Below are 14,011 nucleotides of genomic sequence, written 5' to 3' on the forward strand. Positions count from 1 at the left end.
GCGTCAGGCGGTCCGCAGCCAGTCGAGCGTGAAGCGGGCGAAGACGATGCCGCCGGTGTCGCCGATCTCGTAGAGCACGCCGACCTGGCCCGCGGCCATGGTGGAGTAGCCGGCCGTGCCGGTCCTGATCAGCGCGCGGGTGGGCCAGGTGGCGCCGTCGTCGGTGGACAGGCGTACGGTCAGGTCGCTGCGGGCGCTCGCGTGGGCGTTGCCGCTGTAGAGGGCCGTCGCGGTGCGCACGGGCGCGCCGTTCGAGCCGCGCTGCGCGGGCGTGAGGTAGGACAGCTCGTCGGCGTTGCACAGCGGGTCGTTGAGCACCGCGCCGGCCGTGGCCGCCCCGAACGTCGCGCCGCCGTCGGTGGAGGTGGCGAGGTGGCGGGAGCGGACGGAGTTGTGCCGCATGTTCTGGGTGACGGCGCCGGTGGCGCGCTCGACGGCCTTGCTGCGACCGGGCCCACCCCCGCCGCCGAGGGCCGCGAGGCGATCCTCGCCACCGCCGCCGGCCTCGTCCGCTCCCTCCTCCGGGACGACGTCGCCGCCGTCGGCGTCGGCAGCGCGGGCGTCATCGACCCCGTACGCGGGATGGTCGTCTCCGCCACCAGCGCACTCGCCGGATGGGCCGGCACCGACCTGCGCGGCGAGCTGTCGCGCAGGCTCGGCCTGCCGGTGGCCGTCGACAACGACGTGCACGCGCACGCGCTCGGTGAGCAGTGGCGCGGCGCCGCCGCCGGTCACGCCGACGTCCTGCTCGTCGCCGTCGGCACCGGCGTCGGGGCCTCGCTCGTCCTCGGCGGGCGGGTCCGGCACGGCGCGCACGCGGTGGCCGGGCACGCGGGGCACGTGCCCGTGGCCGCGGCGGCCGGGCTGCCGTGCCCGTGCGGCGGCCACGGGCACGTGGAGGCGGTCGCGTCCGGGCCCGCGCTGCTGCGCGAGTACCACCGCCGGGCCGGGACGGCGACCACCGGCGGCCTCGCCGAGGTCGCCCGGCTGGCCGCGGCCGGCGAACCGGTGGCCGCCGAGGTCCTGGCCGCCGGCGCGAGCGCGCTCGGCCAGGCGATCGGCGGGCTGATGAACGTCCTCGACCCCGAGATCGTGATCGTCGGCGGCGGCGTCGCCGGATGCGGCGAGCCCTGGTGGGGGCCGCTGCGCGCGGCCGTCGCCGCCGAGACGCTGCCCGCCCTGCGGGACGTCCCGGTCCGGGCCGCCGCCCTCTCCTCCACCGCCGCCCTCCTCGGCGCCGCCCGCCTGGCCCTGACCCCGGACGACGACGAACGACCCCTCAGGAAGGACCCATGACTCCCACCGCCGCTCATCCCGTGCTGGAGGCGATCCGGGGCCGGCTCGTGGTCTCGTGCCAGGCATACCCCGGTGAGTCGATGCGCGACCCCGACACCATGCGCCGCGTCGCCGAGGCCGCCGCGGCGGGCGGCGCCGCCGGGATCCGCGCCCAGGGCGTCGAGGACCTCCGCCGCATCCGGGCCGCCCTGGACCTGCCGCTCATCGGCCTGTGGAAGGACGGCGACGCCGACGTCCACATCACGCCGACCCTGGAGCACGCCCTCGCCGTCGCGGAGGCGGGCGCCGACATCGTGGCCGTGGACGGCACCGGCCGCCCGCGGCCCGACGGCCGCGATCTCGCCGGGACCGTGACGGCCGTGCACGAGCGGACCGGCCGGCTCGTGATGGCCGACGTCTCCACGTACGAGGAGGGCGTCGCCGCCGCCGAGGCCGGCGCGGACGTCGTCGGCACCACCCTGGCCGGGTACACGCCCTACTCCCGCAGGACGGACGGACCCGACCTCGACCTGCTCGCCAGGCTGGCCGCCGACCTGCCCGTCCCGGTGGTCGCCGAGGGCCGCATCCACACGACGGAGCAGGCGGGGGCGGCCGTCGAGGCGGGCGCGTACGCCGTCGTCGTCGGCACCGCCATCACCCACCCCACGACGATCACCCGCTGGTTCGCCGAGCGCGTCACGAGCACCACGCCCCGCTCCTGACCGGCTGGGCGTGGCTCAAGACGTGAGCCGGCCGGGAAAGGCCGTCAGCGGCGGCTCACCGACAGCACGGCCTCCTGGCTCTTCGGCGGTCAGCCACCGGCCGGTGAAGACGGCGCAGGCCGGCGTCACGGCACCCGCCGCGAGCAAGGCGCTGTCGAGGGCCGACTCGAAAGAGGCGCCGCCGGACTCCCGCGTGTGACGATCGCCCCGAGCACCGCCACGCCGAGCACCGCGCCGAGCGTCCGCGCGACGCGCTGGAGGTGCTGGACCATCTCCTGGCGCCGATCTACATCCGTCTCCTGTTCGGCGCGGGCCCGCTCACCCCTGACTACCTCGACGGGTTGGTGGACCGGTTGCTCGCCTGATCCGGCCCGTCGCACCGCCCCCGGTTTCCGCAGCCCGGGCGGCCCTCCGCGCGGGGAGTGCTCCGGCGGGTGGAGGATGGATCGGCGGACGCTGCGGCGGCGGATCTCGTACGGCTCGTGGATGCCAGGGTGGGCAGGAGGATCGGGCCGCTGTTGCGGTGGCAGGTGGCTCTTCAGGCTTGTATGTGCGGAAGGTAGGGTGAGGGCTTGTGACGACGTTCCGGATCAGCGAGGCCGCGGCGCTGCTCGGGGTCAGCTCCGACACCGTCCGGCGGTGGGTGGACGCGGGCCGGCTGACCGCCGAGCGGGACGAGCACGGTCACCGGCAGGTCAACGGCGCCGACCTGGCGGCGTTCGCCCGCGCCCAGGTCGAGACGGTCGAGGGCGGCCGTTCGTCGGCGCGCAACCGCTTTCGCGGGATCGTCACCGAGGTGATCCGCGACGCGGTGATGGCGCAGGTGGAGATCGCCGCGGGGCCGTTCCGCGTGGTGTCGCTGATGAGCCGTCAGGCCGCCGACGAGCTGGGTCTGGAGCCGGGGGTGGTGGCGGTCGCCGTGATCAAGTCCACCAACGTCGTCGTGGAGATCCCCGGTCACGAGCGCGTGGCCAGTACCTTGTGAGGAGCCCCCCTTGGTGTCAAGGCGTCTTCCCCGATGGGCGATCGCCCTGCCCGTCGCGCTCGCGCTGGCGGGCCTGTCCGGCTGCGGCTCCGGCGAGCCGGCCGCGACCCCCGATGCGGGCTCGTCCTCGGCCGCCGGTGGCGGGGCCGGGGAGGTGACGGTGTTCGCGGCGGCGTCGCTGACCGGGACGTTCACCGAGCTCGGCAAGACCTTCGAGGCCGCGCATCCGGGCACGACCGTCAGGTTCAACTTCGGCTCCAGCGCGACGCTGGCCCAGCAGATCGTCCAGGGGGCGCCGGCGGACGTGTTCGCGGCGGCGAGCCCGGCCACGATGAAGACCGTCACCGACGCGTCCCTGGCGGCCTCGCCGGTCACGTTCGTCCGCAACAAGCTGCAGATCGCCGTGCCGAAGGACAACCCGGCCGAGGTGGACGAGCTGAAGGACCTCACCGACGCCAAGGTGAAGGTGGCGCTCTGCGCCGAGCAGGTGCCGTGCGGCGCGGCGGCGGTCAAGGCGCTGGACGCGGCCGGGCTGAAGGTCACCCCGGTCACCCTGGAGCAGGACGTCAAGGCCACCCTCACCAAGGTCGAGCTGGGCGAGGTGGACGCGGCGCTGGTCTACAGGACGGACGTGATCGCCTCGGCGGGCAAGGTGACCGGCATCGAGTTCCCCGAGGCGGACCAGGCGATCAACGACTACCCGATCGCCACGCTGGCCAAGGCCCCCGCCGGTGACCTGGCCGGGCAGTTCGTGGACCTCGTGCTGTCGCAGCAGGGCAAGGACGTGCTGACCAAGGCCGGCTTCGAGGCCCCCTGACCGCCATGGACTTCTCCACACCTGAGCACGCCGGCCCGCCGGGCCCGTCGGCCGGGTCCGGCGGCCGGCGGGCCGCGGGCCGTGGCGTCGCCGGGCGGCTGCCGTGGATGCTGGTGCTGCCCGCCGTCGCCGGCCTGGTCTTCCTGGTGCTGCCGCTCGCCGGGCTGCTGATCCGGGCCCCCTGGCCGACGCTGCTGGAGCGACTGGCCGAGCCGCACGTGCTGGAGGCGCTGCGGCTGTCGCTGGCGTGCGCCACCGTCGCCACCGCCTGCTGCCTGCTGCTCGGGGTGCCGCTCGCCTGGCTGCTGGCCCGGGTGGAGTTCCCCGGGCGCCGTCTGGTGCGCGCGCTGGTCACCGTGCCGCTGGTGCTGCCGCCGGTCGTGGGCGGCGTGGCGCTGCTGCTGGTGCTCGGCCGGCGCGGACTCGTCGGGCAGTGGCTGGAGTCGAGCTTCGGCGTCACGCTGCCGTTCACCACGGCCGGGGTGATCGTGGCCGAGGCGTTCGTGGCGATGCCGTTCCTGGTGATCAGCGTGGAGGGCGCGCTGCGCGGCGCCGACCAGCGCTTCGAGGAGGCCGCCGCGACGCTCGGCGCCTCCCGCTGGACCGTCTTCCGCCGGGTGACGCTGCCGATGGTCATGCCCGGCGTGGTCGCCGGGGCGGTCCTGTGCTGGGCGCGGGCGCTCGGCGAGTTCGGCGCGACCATCACCTTCGCCGGCAACTTCCCCGGCACCACCCGCACCATGCCGCTGGCCGTCTATCTCGCCCTGGAGACCGAGCCGGAGGCCGCCATCGTGCTCAGCCTCGTGCTGCTGGCCGTGTCGGTGATCATCCTGGCCAGCCTGCGCGACCGGTGGGTGAGCGCCGCGTGAGCCTCGATGCCCGCCTGGTGGTCACCCGGGCCGCGTTCACCCTCGATCTCGACCTGCACGTCGCCGCCGGCGAGGTGGTCGCGCTGCTCGGCCCCAACGGCGCGGGCAAGACCACCGCGCTGCGCGCCCTGGCCGGGCTGACCGGGCTGTCGGAGGGCGAGATCGTCCTCGACGGCCGGCCGCTGCACACCCTGGCCGCGGAGCAGCGCCCGATCGGCATGGTGTTCCAGGACTACCTGCTCTTCCCGCACCTGTCGGCCCTGGACAACGTCGCCTTCGGGCCGCGCTGCCAGGGCGTGCCGAAGGCCGAGGCCCGCCGCGCCGCCGCCGCCCTGCTGGAGCGGGTCGGGCTGGCCGACCGCGCCGCCGCGAGGCCCCGGGAACTGTCCGGCGGGCAGGCCCAGCGGGTCGCGCTCGCCCGCGCGCTGGCCGTACGGCCGGAGCTGCTGCTGCTGGACGAACCCCTCGCCGCGCTCGACGCCCACACCCGGCTGGAGATCCGCTCCCAGCTCCGCCGTCACCTGGCCGACTTCGACGGCGCCACCGTGCTGGTCACCCACGACCCCCTCGACGCGATGGTGCTGGCCGACCGGCTGATCGTCATCGAGGGCGGCACGATCGTCCAGCAGGGGACGCCGGCCGAGGTCGCCCGCCGCCCGCGCACCGACTACGTGGCCCGCCTGGTCGGGCTCAACCTCTACCGGGGCGTGGCCGACGGGGCCCTGGTCAAGGTGGGCGAGTGGCCGCTGCACACCTCCGAGAACCTGGAGGGGCCGGCGTTCGTCGCCTTCCCGCCGGCCGCCGTCGCGCTCTACCGCAGCCGCCCCGACGGCAGCCCGCGCAACCTGTGGCAGGCCAGGATCGGCGGCATCGAACGGCACGGCGACAACGTACGGGTGCACCTCGACGGCCCCGTCACCGCTTTCGCCGACATCACCCCCGCCGCCGTCGCCGACCTCGACCTGACCCCGGGCCAGCGCATCTGGGCGTCGGTCAAGGCCACCGAGACCCACGCCTACCCGGCATGAGCGCCGGGTCCGGCGGGGGACTCAGCCCCATAACCGCTCGTCGGCGCAGACCCTGAGGTCGGTGACCTGGCTGATGTGGCGGGCGCCGCAGCGGTCGCCCGGCATCACCAGGTGCGGGCCCTGCTCGTCCAGATCGCGGCAGTCCATGCTGACGGCCAGCAGCGCCGCGGTGTTGCCGAACTCGGGGTCGAGCTCGCCCCACGACAGGACGGCGCGATGGCCGTCCCTGCCCAGGACCGCGACCAGGAAGCGGAGCCGGTCCTTGCGCTCGCCGGGGTCGAACAGCGGCCCGGCCGCGCCGATCACGTCGATGAGCAGGGGACCGGTGAAGAAGTGCCGCCGCGACCCGGACCTACGGCATTCGAAACTCACCGTCATCTCCCGCTGCGGCATCGACCGCAGCCCGGCCATGCTCAGCCAGGCGGGCTCGCGCACCTCACCGGTCAGGCGGACCGGACCGTTCGTCCCCTGCTCGATCGACGTGGGCTCCACGGGACGCCTCCTCGCCTGGGCAACCGTCTGACCCTGCCCATGCCCGGCGGCCATCGAGCTCACACTTACATGCGAGGCTTGAAGCTTGTCCTCCTGGCAGGTGCCAGAGGGATCAGCGGAATACGTGCTCAGATGCGTACGACAGCGGCGTGGGTGCGGCCGCGGGTGCCGCCGACCTCCACCCTGATCGACTTCTTGGACCTGCGCACGCCACGGCCGCCCTTCACGACCGAGCGCACCGCCCACGGCAGCCTGATCCGCACCTCGTCGGCGGTCCTGGACGGGTCGGAGACGGCGACCCGCACCCGCCCGCGGTCGCGGCGCAGCACCAGCGCGCACGGACCGTCGGCGGAGAGCTTCCCGTGCGGGGTCTCGACGCTGCCCGCCCGCCAGAACACCGCGGCGATCAGGTCGCCGCGGGAGACGGCCTGCGCCGTGCCGTTGTTGGCGAGGACCTCGACCTGCCGCCGGTAGGCGGCGGTCCGCTCGGGGCAGGCCCCGGGCAGCACGGCGTAGGCGTAGCGCGCCTTACGCGGATCGGCGCCGTGGTCGATGACGATCGTCGTGTAGTGCCTGGTGACGGGGGTCGTGTCGCCGCCGGTGGTGGCGCCCTTGTCGATGTCGCGCCAGCGGCCGGTGCGCTGCTCGCGAGTGACCTTGATCTCAGCGCCGTCCAGCAGCGCGTACCCGGCCACGCCGGACAGGTGGAGCCACCGCTCGCCCCTGGTCAGCGGCGGGTGCTCGGCGTGGGTGTTGCGGTTCTCCACGACCGTCTCGATCCGGCGGCCGTCGGAGGCGGTGATGCCGGCGCCGAGCGCGACCACCGCGTCGTCGAGGAGGAACCACGCCTTCTTGGCGCGCAGCGACGAGCCGCCCGCGACCAGCTTCATGGCGGCGACGCCGTACTCGCCGTCCAGCGCCACCCCGCCCGCCCAAGGAGTGGGGGGCAGGCGGCGGGTGCCGTGCGTGAGGTCGGCGCGCCTGCGGGTGTCGACCGTCGTGCCCGGCAGCCGGTACGGGTCGATCGTCGGCCAGAGGTCGTCGTTCCAGTGGGTGAGGTCGTCGGTGTAGAGGTACGTCATGCCGTCGCCGGTGTACCAGCCGTGCAGGTTCTCCTGGTTCATGGCCTCGGCCGCGCCGATGCGCTCCGAGCTCATCGCGATCGCGAAGGCCCAGCCCGGGCGGCGGTGCACGACGCGGTCCATGTCGGCGAAGACGTACGTGCCCGTCGTACGCGGCCCGACCGGCACCGAGTCGTCGGCCAGCAGCGCCTCGGCCCGCGCGAGGCTCGCCAGCGGTGCGTGCGTGCCGTACGGGATCGCCTGATTGCGGGTCAGCCAGCCCTTCACCAGCGGACGCCAGCGCCGGGCGTGCCGCTCGGGCGCGCTGTCCAGCAGGGTGAGAACGGCCTCGACGGTCTTCTGCCCCGAATGGTGGTCGCGGTGGCCCTGCACCGAGATCTGCCGGCCGCGGACGCAGTCCATCATCAGCCCGTCGAAGACGAACGGCACGAACGAGCGGTCCACGATCTCGTACACGTTGCCGATGCGGGGGATCTCCCACGGCGAGCGCGCGAGCATGGCGATCAGCTTGGCCACGCTCTCCAGGTAGTCCACGCCGTAGCTGCCCGTGTAGGGGTAGACGTCGTGCTGGATGAACGACCCGTCGTGGTAGAAGCCGTCGCCGGGCCCCTTCGTGCGGCGTAACAGGTCGGAGACCGCGTCGCTGGCCCGCCTGACCAGGCGCGCGTCGTGGGTGAGCAGCCCGCGCATCGCGACGGCCATGGCCTTGCCCGCCCGGTTCGCGCCGGTCTCGGTCACGCCGGGGTGGCTGATCCGCCGCTCCGGGTCGGGGCACCAGCGGCGCAGCGGGCGCAGCCAGCGTGCGAGGTGGTCCTTCGGCAGGCCGTCGTAGAGCAGGGCGCAGGTGTCGGTCAGCGCGCGCGGCACGCCGATCTCCCACCAGTACCAGTTGCTGCCCCGGCGGTCGAGGCGCTCGTGGTAGGCGTGCTCGTACAGGAAGTCCAGCGCCCTGACCGCGGTCTCGGCCACCCGGGGGTCGCCGTGCATGGCGGTGCCCGGGGTGGCCCAGCCGAGCGCGAGCGTGCGCATGCGGTTGTAGGAGCGGTTGAAGTCGCCCGTACGTGGGTTGGACAGCGGCAGGTCGGGCCACAGGCTCGGGCGGCGCGGGTCCGGCTTCAGCTTGCGCAGCACCGCGTTCGCCGAGCCCTCGACGGCCTGGATCTTGTCGGTGTGGGCGGGGTCGTACGCGCCGCCGGCCAGCAGGCTCACCCAGCGCTCCCGCGCGGCGTCGAACGCGGCGGTGCTCACCGCCTCAGCCGGCCTTTCCCACAGGGCGGCACCGGCCACGGCCGAGGCGCCCAGCAGGGCGGACCGCCGGCTGAGGGGGTGAATCATGGCGGCCTTTCGGGCATGAGGGCTGATCACAGATGAGAAGATCCTATGTCGGCAGAGGACCACTCATCGCGCCCTCGCCGTCACCACTCGGCCGGCAGCTTCACGTCCTGCGAGTCTGCGAGGGACACCTTGTGCACCAGCCGGGCCTTCCCGGTGTCGACGTTCACCGCGTAGCTGCGCAGCTCCGTTCTCACCTGGTAGTCGAGCATCACCTCGGACGCGCTCGCCCAGATCCGCACGGAGTCCGGTCCGCCCTTGACCGGGGCGCCCTTGACCGTCACCTTCCGCACCACCCGCCCGGTCTTGGTGTCGAGCAGCGTCAGCCTCCTCTTCTCGAACTCCACGGCGGCCACCGTGCGCCCGTCCGGGGCGGGCTCGCTGAACATGATGTACGTGCCGTGGAAGCGCACCGGCTTGCCGCCGCCGGTGACCGGCATCAGCCACAGGTCGGTCTTGCGGTAGCGGATCAGCTCGACCAGCCCGTCCTTGATGCCGATCGCCTCGTACTTGCCGTTCAGCGTGGTCGTCCTGCCGGTGCGCACGTCGATCAGCAGCCCCGGGTACTTGCTCCCCTCGCGCGGGTCGAAGCCGAGGTGGCGCCCGTCGTCGGAGACGACCAGCATCGAGCCGCGGCCGATCTGCGACTCCTTCACCTTAACCCGCGAGACGACCTGGGTGCCGGCCACCAGGTCGTGGACCACGTGCGCCCCCTCCTGCCTGCTGTAGTAGGCGAACATCCGCCCGTCCCTGCTGATCGCGACCGGCGGCTGCGTGTGGTCGGGGGTGTTGGCGAGCGCCTGCGGCACCCGGTAGGTCCTGCCCGTGCGGGTGACGACTCGCCACTCGACCGCGGAACAGTCGAAAGACGGCGTCTGTGGCAAGTCGATCTCACACTTCGTGCGGTACGCGTAGCTGAGCTCGCCCACCTTGCCCGAGGGCAGGTCGGGCACCGACGACGTGGCCGGGGCGGCCTGGCCGGACCCGGTCAGCGTCACACCCGCCGTCACCGCGCCCACCAGCGCCACCGTCGCGAAAAAGGCCGTTGCCATGGTGATGTTTCTCCTGTGTCGTTGATGGTTCGCCACCGCGAGCGCTGCCAGGTCCGTCGTCGGCGCCACGTCGGGCGCCTCCTGGGCCAGCTCGCCGAGTGCCGCGCGCAGCCTGCTCATCTGGACACCTCCTGGGCCTCGAAGTCCTCGCTCAGCTCCGGCGCCAGCGCGCGCAGCCGCGCCAGCGCGTGATGGGTCTGGCTCTTGACGGTGCCGAGCGAGCAGCCGAGCGCCTCCGCGGTCTGGGCCTCCGTCAGGTCCTCCCAGAACCGCAGCACGATCACCGCGCGCTGCTTGCGCGTCAGCTTGGCCAGCGCCCGGCGCAGCACGACGCGGTCGAGCGTCGCCTCGTCGTAGGAGACGCCCTGTTCGGGCGGCTCCGCGCTCGGCACCTCGAAGCGGGGTCTGCGCCGCCACGAGATGTACTGGTTCACCAGCGCCCTGCGGGTGTACGCCTCCGGGTTGCCGCCCGCCGCCAGCTTGTGCCAGTGCCTGGCGACGTTCGTCAACGTGCTCTGCAACAGGTCCTCGGCGAGGTGACGGTCGCCCACGAGCAGGTACGCGGTCCGCATCAACGCCTGTTGCCGGGCGAGCACGAACTCGCGGAAGCCCTCGTGACGATCCAATGTGATCTCCTCTCGCCCCATGCCAACGCGACCGCGCGAGCGAAAGGTTGCACCCGAGGGGCGGGCGGTGCGAGAAAAGCCATCACCGCGTCAATCGTGTTGCCCGGCCGTCCTTCCTGGCCGTTGAATGGGGAGCTGTGATCTCCTGCAGCCCCCGGGTCCGCCGCGTGCCCTCCATCGAGCTCAGCATCGGGGTGGGGTTCTTCGCGGCGGTGGCCGCCTGCGCGATCACCGCCCTGGTGGTGCCCATCGGCCAGCTCGAGGTGCGCTTCGCCGTCATGGGGCTGGCGGGGTGCTGCTACGCGGCGTTCGCGGCCGACCTGCGGGCCGCCGCCGTCATGGGCCTCGTCGTGTGGACCCTCGCCACCGGCTTCCTCATCCAGCCCGCCGGTGAGCTCATCGTGACCGGCGTCCCCGACGTGCTCAGGTTCGTCGCGGTCGTCGCCATGTGCCTGTCCGGCGGCTTCTACGGCATCGTGCGCCGCCACGCCCGCACCGGCGGGCAGCGCCAGGACCGGCGCCGGGTCACCCCGCAGCCGCCGCCGGCCCGGCCGGCGCTGCGGCGCGTCCCTCCTCGCCGCTACGCGCCGGTGGGCTCGTGCCCAGGCGGGCCGGCGGCGCGCCCGCCCGGCGGGCGCTCCGGCCGGGCCCTGGCCGGATGCCGGTGCCGGGGCCCGGCCGGCCCGCCGCGCTGAGCCGGTCGTCATCGCGGCACTGGAACGGGAGCGAGACGCGGCCCGCCCCCCGACCGCCGTACAGTGACCCGCTCCGGTCGAGCTCGGTCCCGTACACGCGGTCGAGCTCGGCGGCCCAGGCGCGCAGGACGGCCACGTCGGCGAGCCGGCTGCGCACTCAAGGCCGCCCGTGAAGGAGCTTGCGAAGGCGACGTCCTCATGAGCGGGCTGAGTGCGATCTTGCGAGGGTGAGCAGGCCCTGGTCAGGGGCGCGGGAACCAGGCGGTGTGCGGCGCCTCCGCTCCGGCGGCCAGCCAGGCGGCCGCGGCGGCGGTGTCGCCGGCGACGGAGATCGGCGCGGGCCAGCGGGCCGCGCACCGCCGCAGGACGTGCTCGCGGACCGGACCGGGCGCCGTCAGGACGCCGCCGGCGAGGACGATCGGCGTCGTCTCGTCCGGCGCGCGCACCTCGGCCAGCGTGCCGAGCAGCCGGTCGGCGGCGGCTTCCGCGATCCCGGCGGCGGCCGGGTCGCCGGCGAGGGCGGCCCGCGCGACGAGCGGGGCGAGCGGGGCCAGCGTGGGCACGGGCGCGGCCTGCGCCCGGATGATGACGGTGTCCGCGGTTCGCGGGGTCAGGGCCGCTCCCGGCCCGGCGACCGCCTCGGCGACCAGCCGGGCCAGCTCGCCCGGGGTTCCCGCCGTGAGCTGGCGGACCGCGGCCCGCGCCGCCGCCCGGCCGAGCCAGAACCCGGAGCCCGCGTCGCCGAGCAGCCAGCCGAGGGCGTCGCCGACGCGGGTGACCCGCCGGTCCTCGACGCGCAGCGCGCCCGCGCCCGTCCCGGAGAGCAGGACGTGCCCGGACGGCTCCGGGGTGCCCGCGACGAAGGCGAGCAGGGGGTCCTCGACCGCGCGCACCGGGAAGCGTAAGCCGCACGCGGCCCACGCACGCCCGAACGCGGCGTGGACGGCCGGGTCCTCCAGCGCCCCGAGCCCGGCCAGCCCGATGACGCCGTCCGCGACCCGGCGCGGGTCCACGTCGCCGAGCGCCTGCCGTACGGCGGCGGTGATCTCGGCGAGCGCCGCCTCGACGCCGTGCGCGGCCGGGTTCCCGCCGCCCGCGAGGCCCTGACCGGCGCGTTCGCCGGTGCGCGTGGCGAGCAGGGCGCGGGTGGAGGTGCCGCCGGCGTCGATGCCGAGGAACAGTTCCATGGATCACTTCCTCCGAGGGGGTGGGAAGGCGGGGGCCGGATCCGCTGTGATACAAGTTTCGCCGTATCTGGCGAATCATAAAAAAACTTACGATCCGGGGGAAGCGCTCATGCCGCTGACAGGTGCGGACTACGTGGCCGTGGTCACGGAGCTGCTCGCGAAACTGCCCGCCCAGCAGGAGAAGGAGATTGCCGGGGCGGCCGACCTGCTCGCCGCCTCGCTCGGCGCCGGCGGCGTGGTCAACGCCTTCGGCTCCGGGCATTCCGAGGCGATCGCGATGGAGATCGCCGGCCGCGCGGGCGGCCTGGTCCCCACGAACCGCCTCACCCTCCGCGACCTGGTGATCTTCGGCGGCGAGCCGCCCAGCGTGCTCCAGGACCCCGAGCTGGAGCGTGACCCGCGCATCGCGCGGCGCATCTACGAGCTGGCCCCGGTCGCGCCCCAGGACGTCTTCGTGATCATCTCCAGCTCCGGCGTGAACGGCTGCGTGGTCGAGCTGGCCGCCCTGGTCAAGGAGCGCGGCCACGGCCTGATCGCGCTGACCTCGCTGCGGCACAGCCGGGCGGTGCCGGCCCGGCATCCGTCGGGCCGCAAGCTGTTCGAGCTGGCCGACGTCGTGCTCGACAACGGCGCGCCGCGCGGCGACTCGGTGCTGGAGCTGCCCGGCGGCGGCTCGTTCGGCGCGGTCTCGACGATCACCTCGGCGCTGCTCGCGCAGCTCATGGTGGCCGAGACGGTGTCCCGGCTGCTGGCGGCCGGCCAGGCCCCGCCGGTCTACCTGTCGGCCAACATCCCCGAGGGCGACGCGCACAACCAGGCGCTGGAGGCCCGCTACGCCGGCCGCCTCCGGCGCGGCGCCTGACGCCCGCCATGCCTCTGCACCGCGGAGCATCGTGGAAGGATGACGTACGTGGCGCAGCTGTCTGACGTGACCCCGGTGCTCAACCGCATCCACACCCTGCTTCCGACGCTGCCCAACGCCCTCGTACGGGTCGCCGAGCAGGTGCTCGCGGACCCCGCCGAGATGACCACGCTCGCCCTGGTCGAGCTGGCCGACCGGGCCCGCGTGGCCCCGGCCACCGTCACCAGGTTCTGCCGGACCATCGGCTACGACCACTACCGGGCGCTGCGCATCGCGATCGCCGCCGAGACCGGGCGGGCCGAGCAGGCCCGCTGGGAGATCGACCTCGGCCGCGAGATCGGCCCGCAGGACCCGCCCGAGCGGGTGCTCGAAGTGATCGCCGGCGCCGACGCGCGCACCATCCAGGAGACCGCCGCCCAGATCGACCCGCGCGTCGCCGAGCGGGTGGCCGACCTCGTCGCGGGCGCCCGCCGGGTGGACCTGTTCGGCGTGGGCGGGAGCTGGCTGTCGGCGCTGGAGATGCAGTACCGCCTGGAGCGCATCGGCATCGCCTCCTGGGCCCGGTGCGAGGTGCACAGCGGGCTGACCAGCGCCGCCCTGCTCACCGGCGACGACGTGGCGATCGGCGTCTCCCACTCGGGCACCACCCGGCAGACGGTCGAGGTGCTGAGCCGGGCGCGGGCGGCCGGCGCGGTGGCGGTCGCGCTCACCAGCTTCCCCCGCTCGCCGCTGGCCGACGCCGCCGACCTGGTGCTGACCACCTCGGCCCGCGAGACCACGTTCCGGCCGGAGTCGCTGGCGGCCAAGCACTCCCAGCTCGTGGTGCTCGACCTGGTGTACGTGATGATCGCGCAGCGCACCTTCGACCGCACCACCGAGGCGTTCGACCTCACGTCGCAGGCCGTGGAGTCGCACAAACTCTGACCCCGCGCAGACTTCCGAAAAAATCTCGCGAAGTCGCGTAATCAAGGCGAGCAGCCGGACTCC

General features: G+C 74.2%; 16 protein-coding genes. 10 read left to right on the forward strand and 6 right to left on the reverse strand.

Annotated features, from left to right (window positions below; all coding sequences use genetic code 11):
* Positions 1-3: 3 nt before the first annotated feature.
* Positions 4-402 (reverse strand): sialidase family protein, encoded by a 399-nt coding sequence (locus tag BMW85_RS23890; RefSeq protein ID WP_091085190.1) that lies wholly within the window; start codon positions 400-402, stop codon positions 4-6.
* On the opposite strand from BMW85_RS23890, the gene BMW85_RS23895 reads away from it, so the two are divergent.
* The 7 genes from BMW85_RS23895 to BMW85_RS23930 all read left to right on the forward strand — a co-directional run bounded on the left by BMW85_RS23895 (position 394) and on the right by BMW85_RS23930 (position 5,696).
* A complete protein-coding gene (locus tag BMW85_RS23895) occupies positions 394-1,296 on the forward strand; it encodes an ROK family protein (RefSeq protein ID WP_245775022.1) in 903 nt (300 codons plus the stop codon). The genes BMW85_RS23890 and BMW85_RS23895 overlap by 9 nt on opposite strands.
* Positions 1,293-1,997: an N-acetylmannosamine-6-phosphate 2-epimerase gene (locus tag BMW85_RS23900; RefSeq protein ID WP_091085196.1), complete on the forward strand. Its 705-nt coding sequence runs from the start codon at positions 1,293-1,295 to the stop codon at positions 1,995-1,997. The genes BMW85_RS23895 and BMW85_RS23900 overlap by 4 nt, the downstream gene beginning before the upstream one ends.
* 260 nt (positions 1,998-2,257) lie before the next feature.
* Positions 2,258-2,362: a TetR family transcriptional regulator C-terminal domain-containing protein gene (locus tag BMW85_RS23910; protein ID WP_218155897.1), complete on the forward strand. Its 105-nt coding sequence runs from the start codon at positions 2,258-2,260 to the stop codon at positions 2,360-2,362.
* 209 nt (positions 2,363-2,571) lie between these two features.
* Positions 2,572-2,982 carry a TOBE domain-containing protein gene (locus BMW85_RS23915; RefSeq protein ID WP_091085198.1) on the forward strand — a complete coding sequence of 137 codons (411 nt, stop codon included), beginning with the start codon at positions 2,572-2,574 and terminating at the stop codon, positions 2,980-2,982.
* Between the two features lie 13 nt (positions 2,983-2,995).
* Positions 2,996-3,799 carry a molybdate ABC transporter substrate-binding protein gene (gene modA / locus BMW85_RS23920; protein ID WP_425434363.1) on the forward strand — a complete coding sequence of 268 codons (804 nt, stop codon included), beginning with the start codon at positions 2,996-2,998 and terminating at the stop codon, positions 3,797-3,799.
* Positions 3,800-3,804: 5 nt separating this feature from the next.
* A complete protein-coding gene (locus BMW85_RS23925; RefSeq protein WP_091085205.1) occupies positions 3,805-4,668 on the forward strand; it encodes an ABC transporter permease in 864 nt (287 codons plus the stop codon).
* A complete protein-coding gene (locus BMW85_RS23930) occupies positions 4,665-5,696 on the forward strand; it encodes an ABC transporter ATP-binding protein (RefSeq protein ID WP_091085389.1) in 1,032 nt (343 codons plus the stop codon). Before BMW85_RS23925 ends, BMW85_RS23930 begins: the two co-directional genes overlap by 4 nt.
* A gap of 21 nt (positions 5,697-5,717) precedes the next feature.
* Here the strand turns inward: BMW85_RS23930 and BMW85_RS23935 are convergent, their stop codons facing one another.
* The 4 genes from BMW85_RS23935 to BMW85_RS23950 form a co-directional block, all read right to left on the reverse strand.
* Positions 5,718-6,188, reverse strand: a complete 471-nt coding sequence (locus tag BMW85_RS23935) for a molybdopterin-binding protein (protein ID WP_091085207.1) — start codon at positions 6,186-6,188, stop codon at positions 5,718-5,720.
* Positions 6,189-6,316: 128 nt separating this feature from the next.
* The gene (locus tag BMW85_RS23940; protein WP_091085209.1) at positions 6,317-8,605 is read right to left on the reverse strand and encodes a polysaccharide lyase 8 family protein; all 2,289 of its coding nucleotides are present in this window, start codon (positions 8,603-8,605) and stop codon (positions 6,317-6,319) included.
* 80 nt (positions 8,606-8,685) lie between these two features.
* Positions 8,686-9,774, reverse strand: coding sequence for a hypothetical protein (locus BMW85_RS23945; protein WP_091085212.1), 1,089 nt, complete (start codon positions 9,772-9,774; stop codon positions 8,686-8,688).
* A complete protein-coding gene (locus tag BMW85_RS23950; RefSeq protein WP_091085214.1) occupies positions 9,771-10,280 on the reverse strand; it encodes a SigE family RNA polymerase sigma factor in 510 nt (169 codons plus the stop codon). Before BMW85_RS23950 ends, BMW85_RS23945 begins: the two co-directional genes overlap by 4 nt.
* A gap of 167 nt (positions 10,281-10,447) precedes the next feature.
* Between BMW85_RS23950 and BMW85_RS23955 the strand changes: the two genes are divergently transcribed.
* Entirely contained in the window at positions 10,448-10,975 is a 528-nt protein-coding gene (locus tag BMW85_RS23955) for a hypothetical protein (RefSeq protein ID WP_143082381.1), read from the forward strand.
* A 242-nt stretch (positions 10,976-11,217) separates the two neighbouring features.
* On the opposite strand, the gene BMW85_RS23960 is transcribed toward BMW85_RS23955, so the two are convergent.
* A complete protein-coding gene (locus BMW85_RS23960; RefSeq protein WP_091085220.1) occupies positions 11,218-12,162 on the reverse strand; it encodes an N-acetylglucosamine kinase in 945 nt (314 codons plus the stop codon).
* Positions 12,163-12,271: 109 nt separating this feature from the next.
* Between BMW85_RS23960 and BMW85_RS23965 the strand changes: the two genes are divergently transcribed.
* Both BMW85_RS23965 and BMW85_RS23970 read left to right on the forward strand, forming a co-directional pair.
* The gene (locus BMW85_RS23965; protein ID WP_091085222.1) at positions 12,272-13,024 is read left to right on the forward strand and encodes a sugar isomerase domain-containing protein; all 753 of its coding nucleotides are present in this window, start codon (positions 12,272-12,274) and stop codon (positions 13,022-13,024) included.
* Positions 13,025-13,072: 48 nt separating this feature from the next.
* Positions 13,073-13,948 carry a MurR/RpiR family transcriptional regulator gene (locus BMW85_RS23970; protein ID WP_245775023.1) on the forward strand — a complete coding sequence of 292 codons (876 nt, stop codon included), beginning with the start codon at positions 13,073-13,075 and terminating at the stop codon, positions 13,946-13,948.
* The last annotated feature ends 63 nt before the right edge of the window (positions 13,949-14,011 follow it).

Source organism: Nonomuraea wenchangensis (genome assembly GCF_900111685.1).
GTDB classification, from domain to species: domain Bacteria; phylum Actinomycetota; class Actinomycetes; order Streptosporangiales; family Streptosporangiaceae; genus Nonomuraea; species Nonomuraea wenchangensis.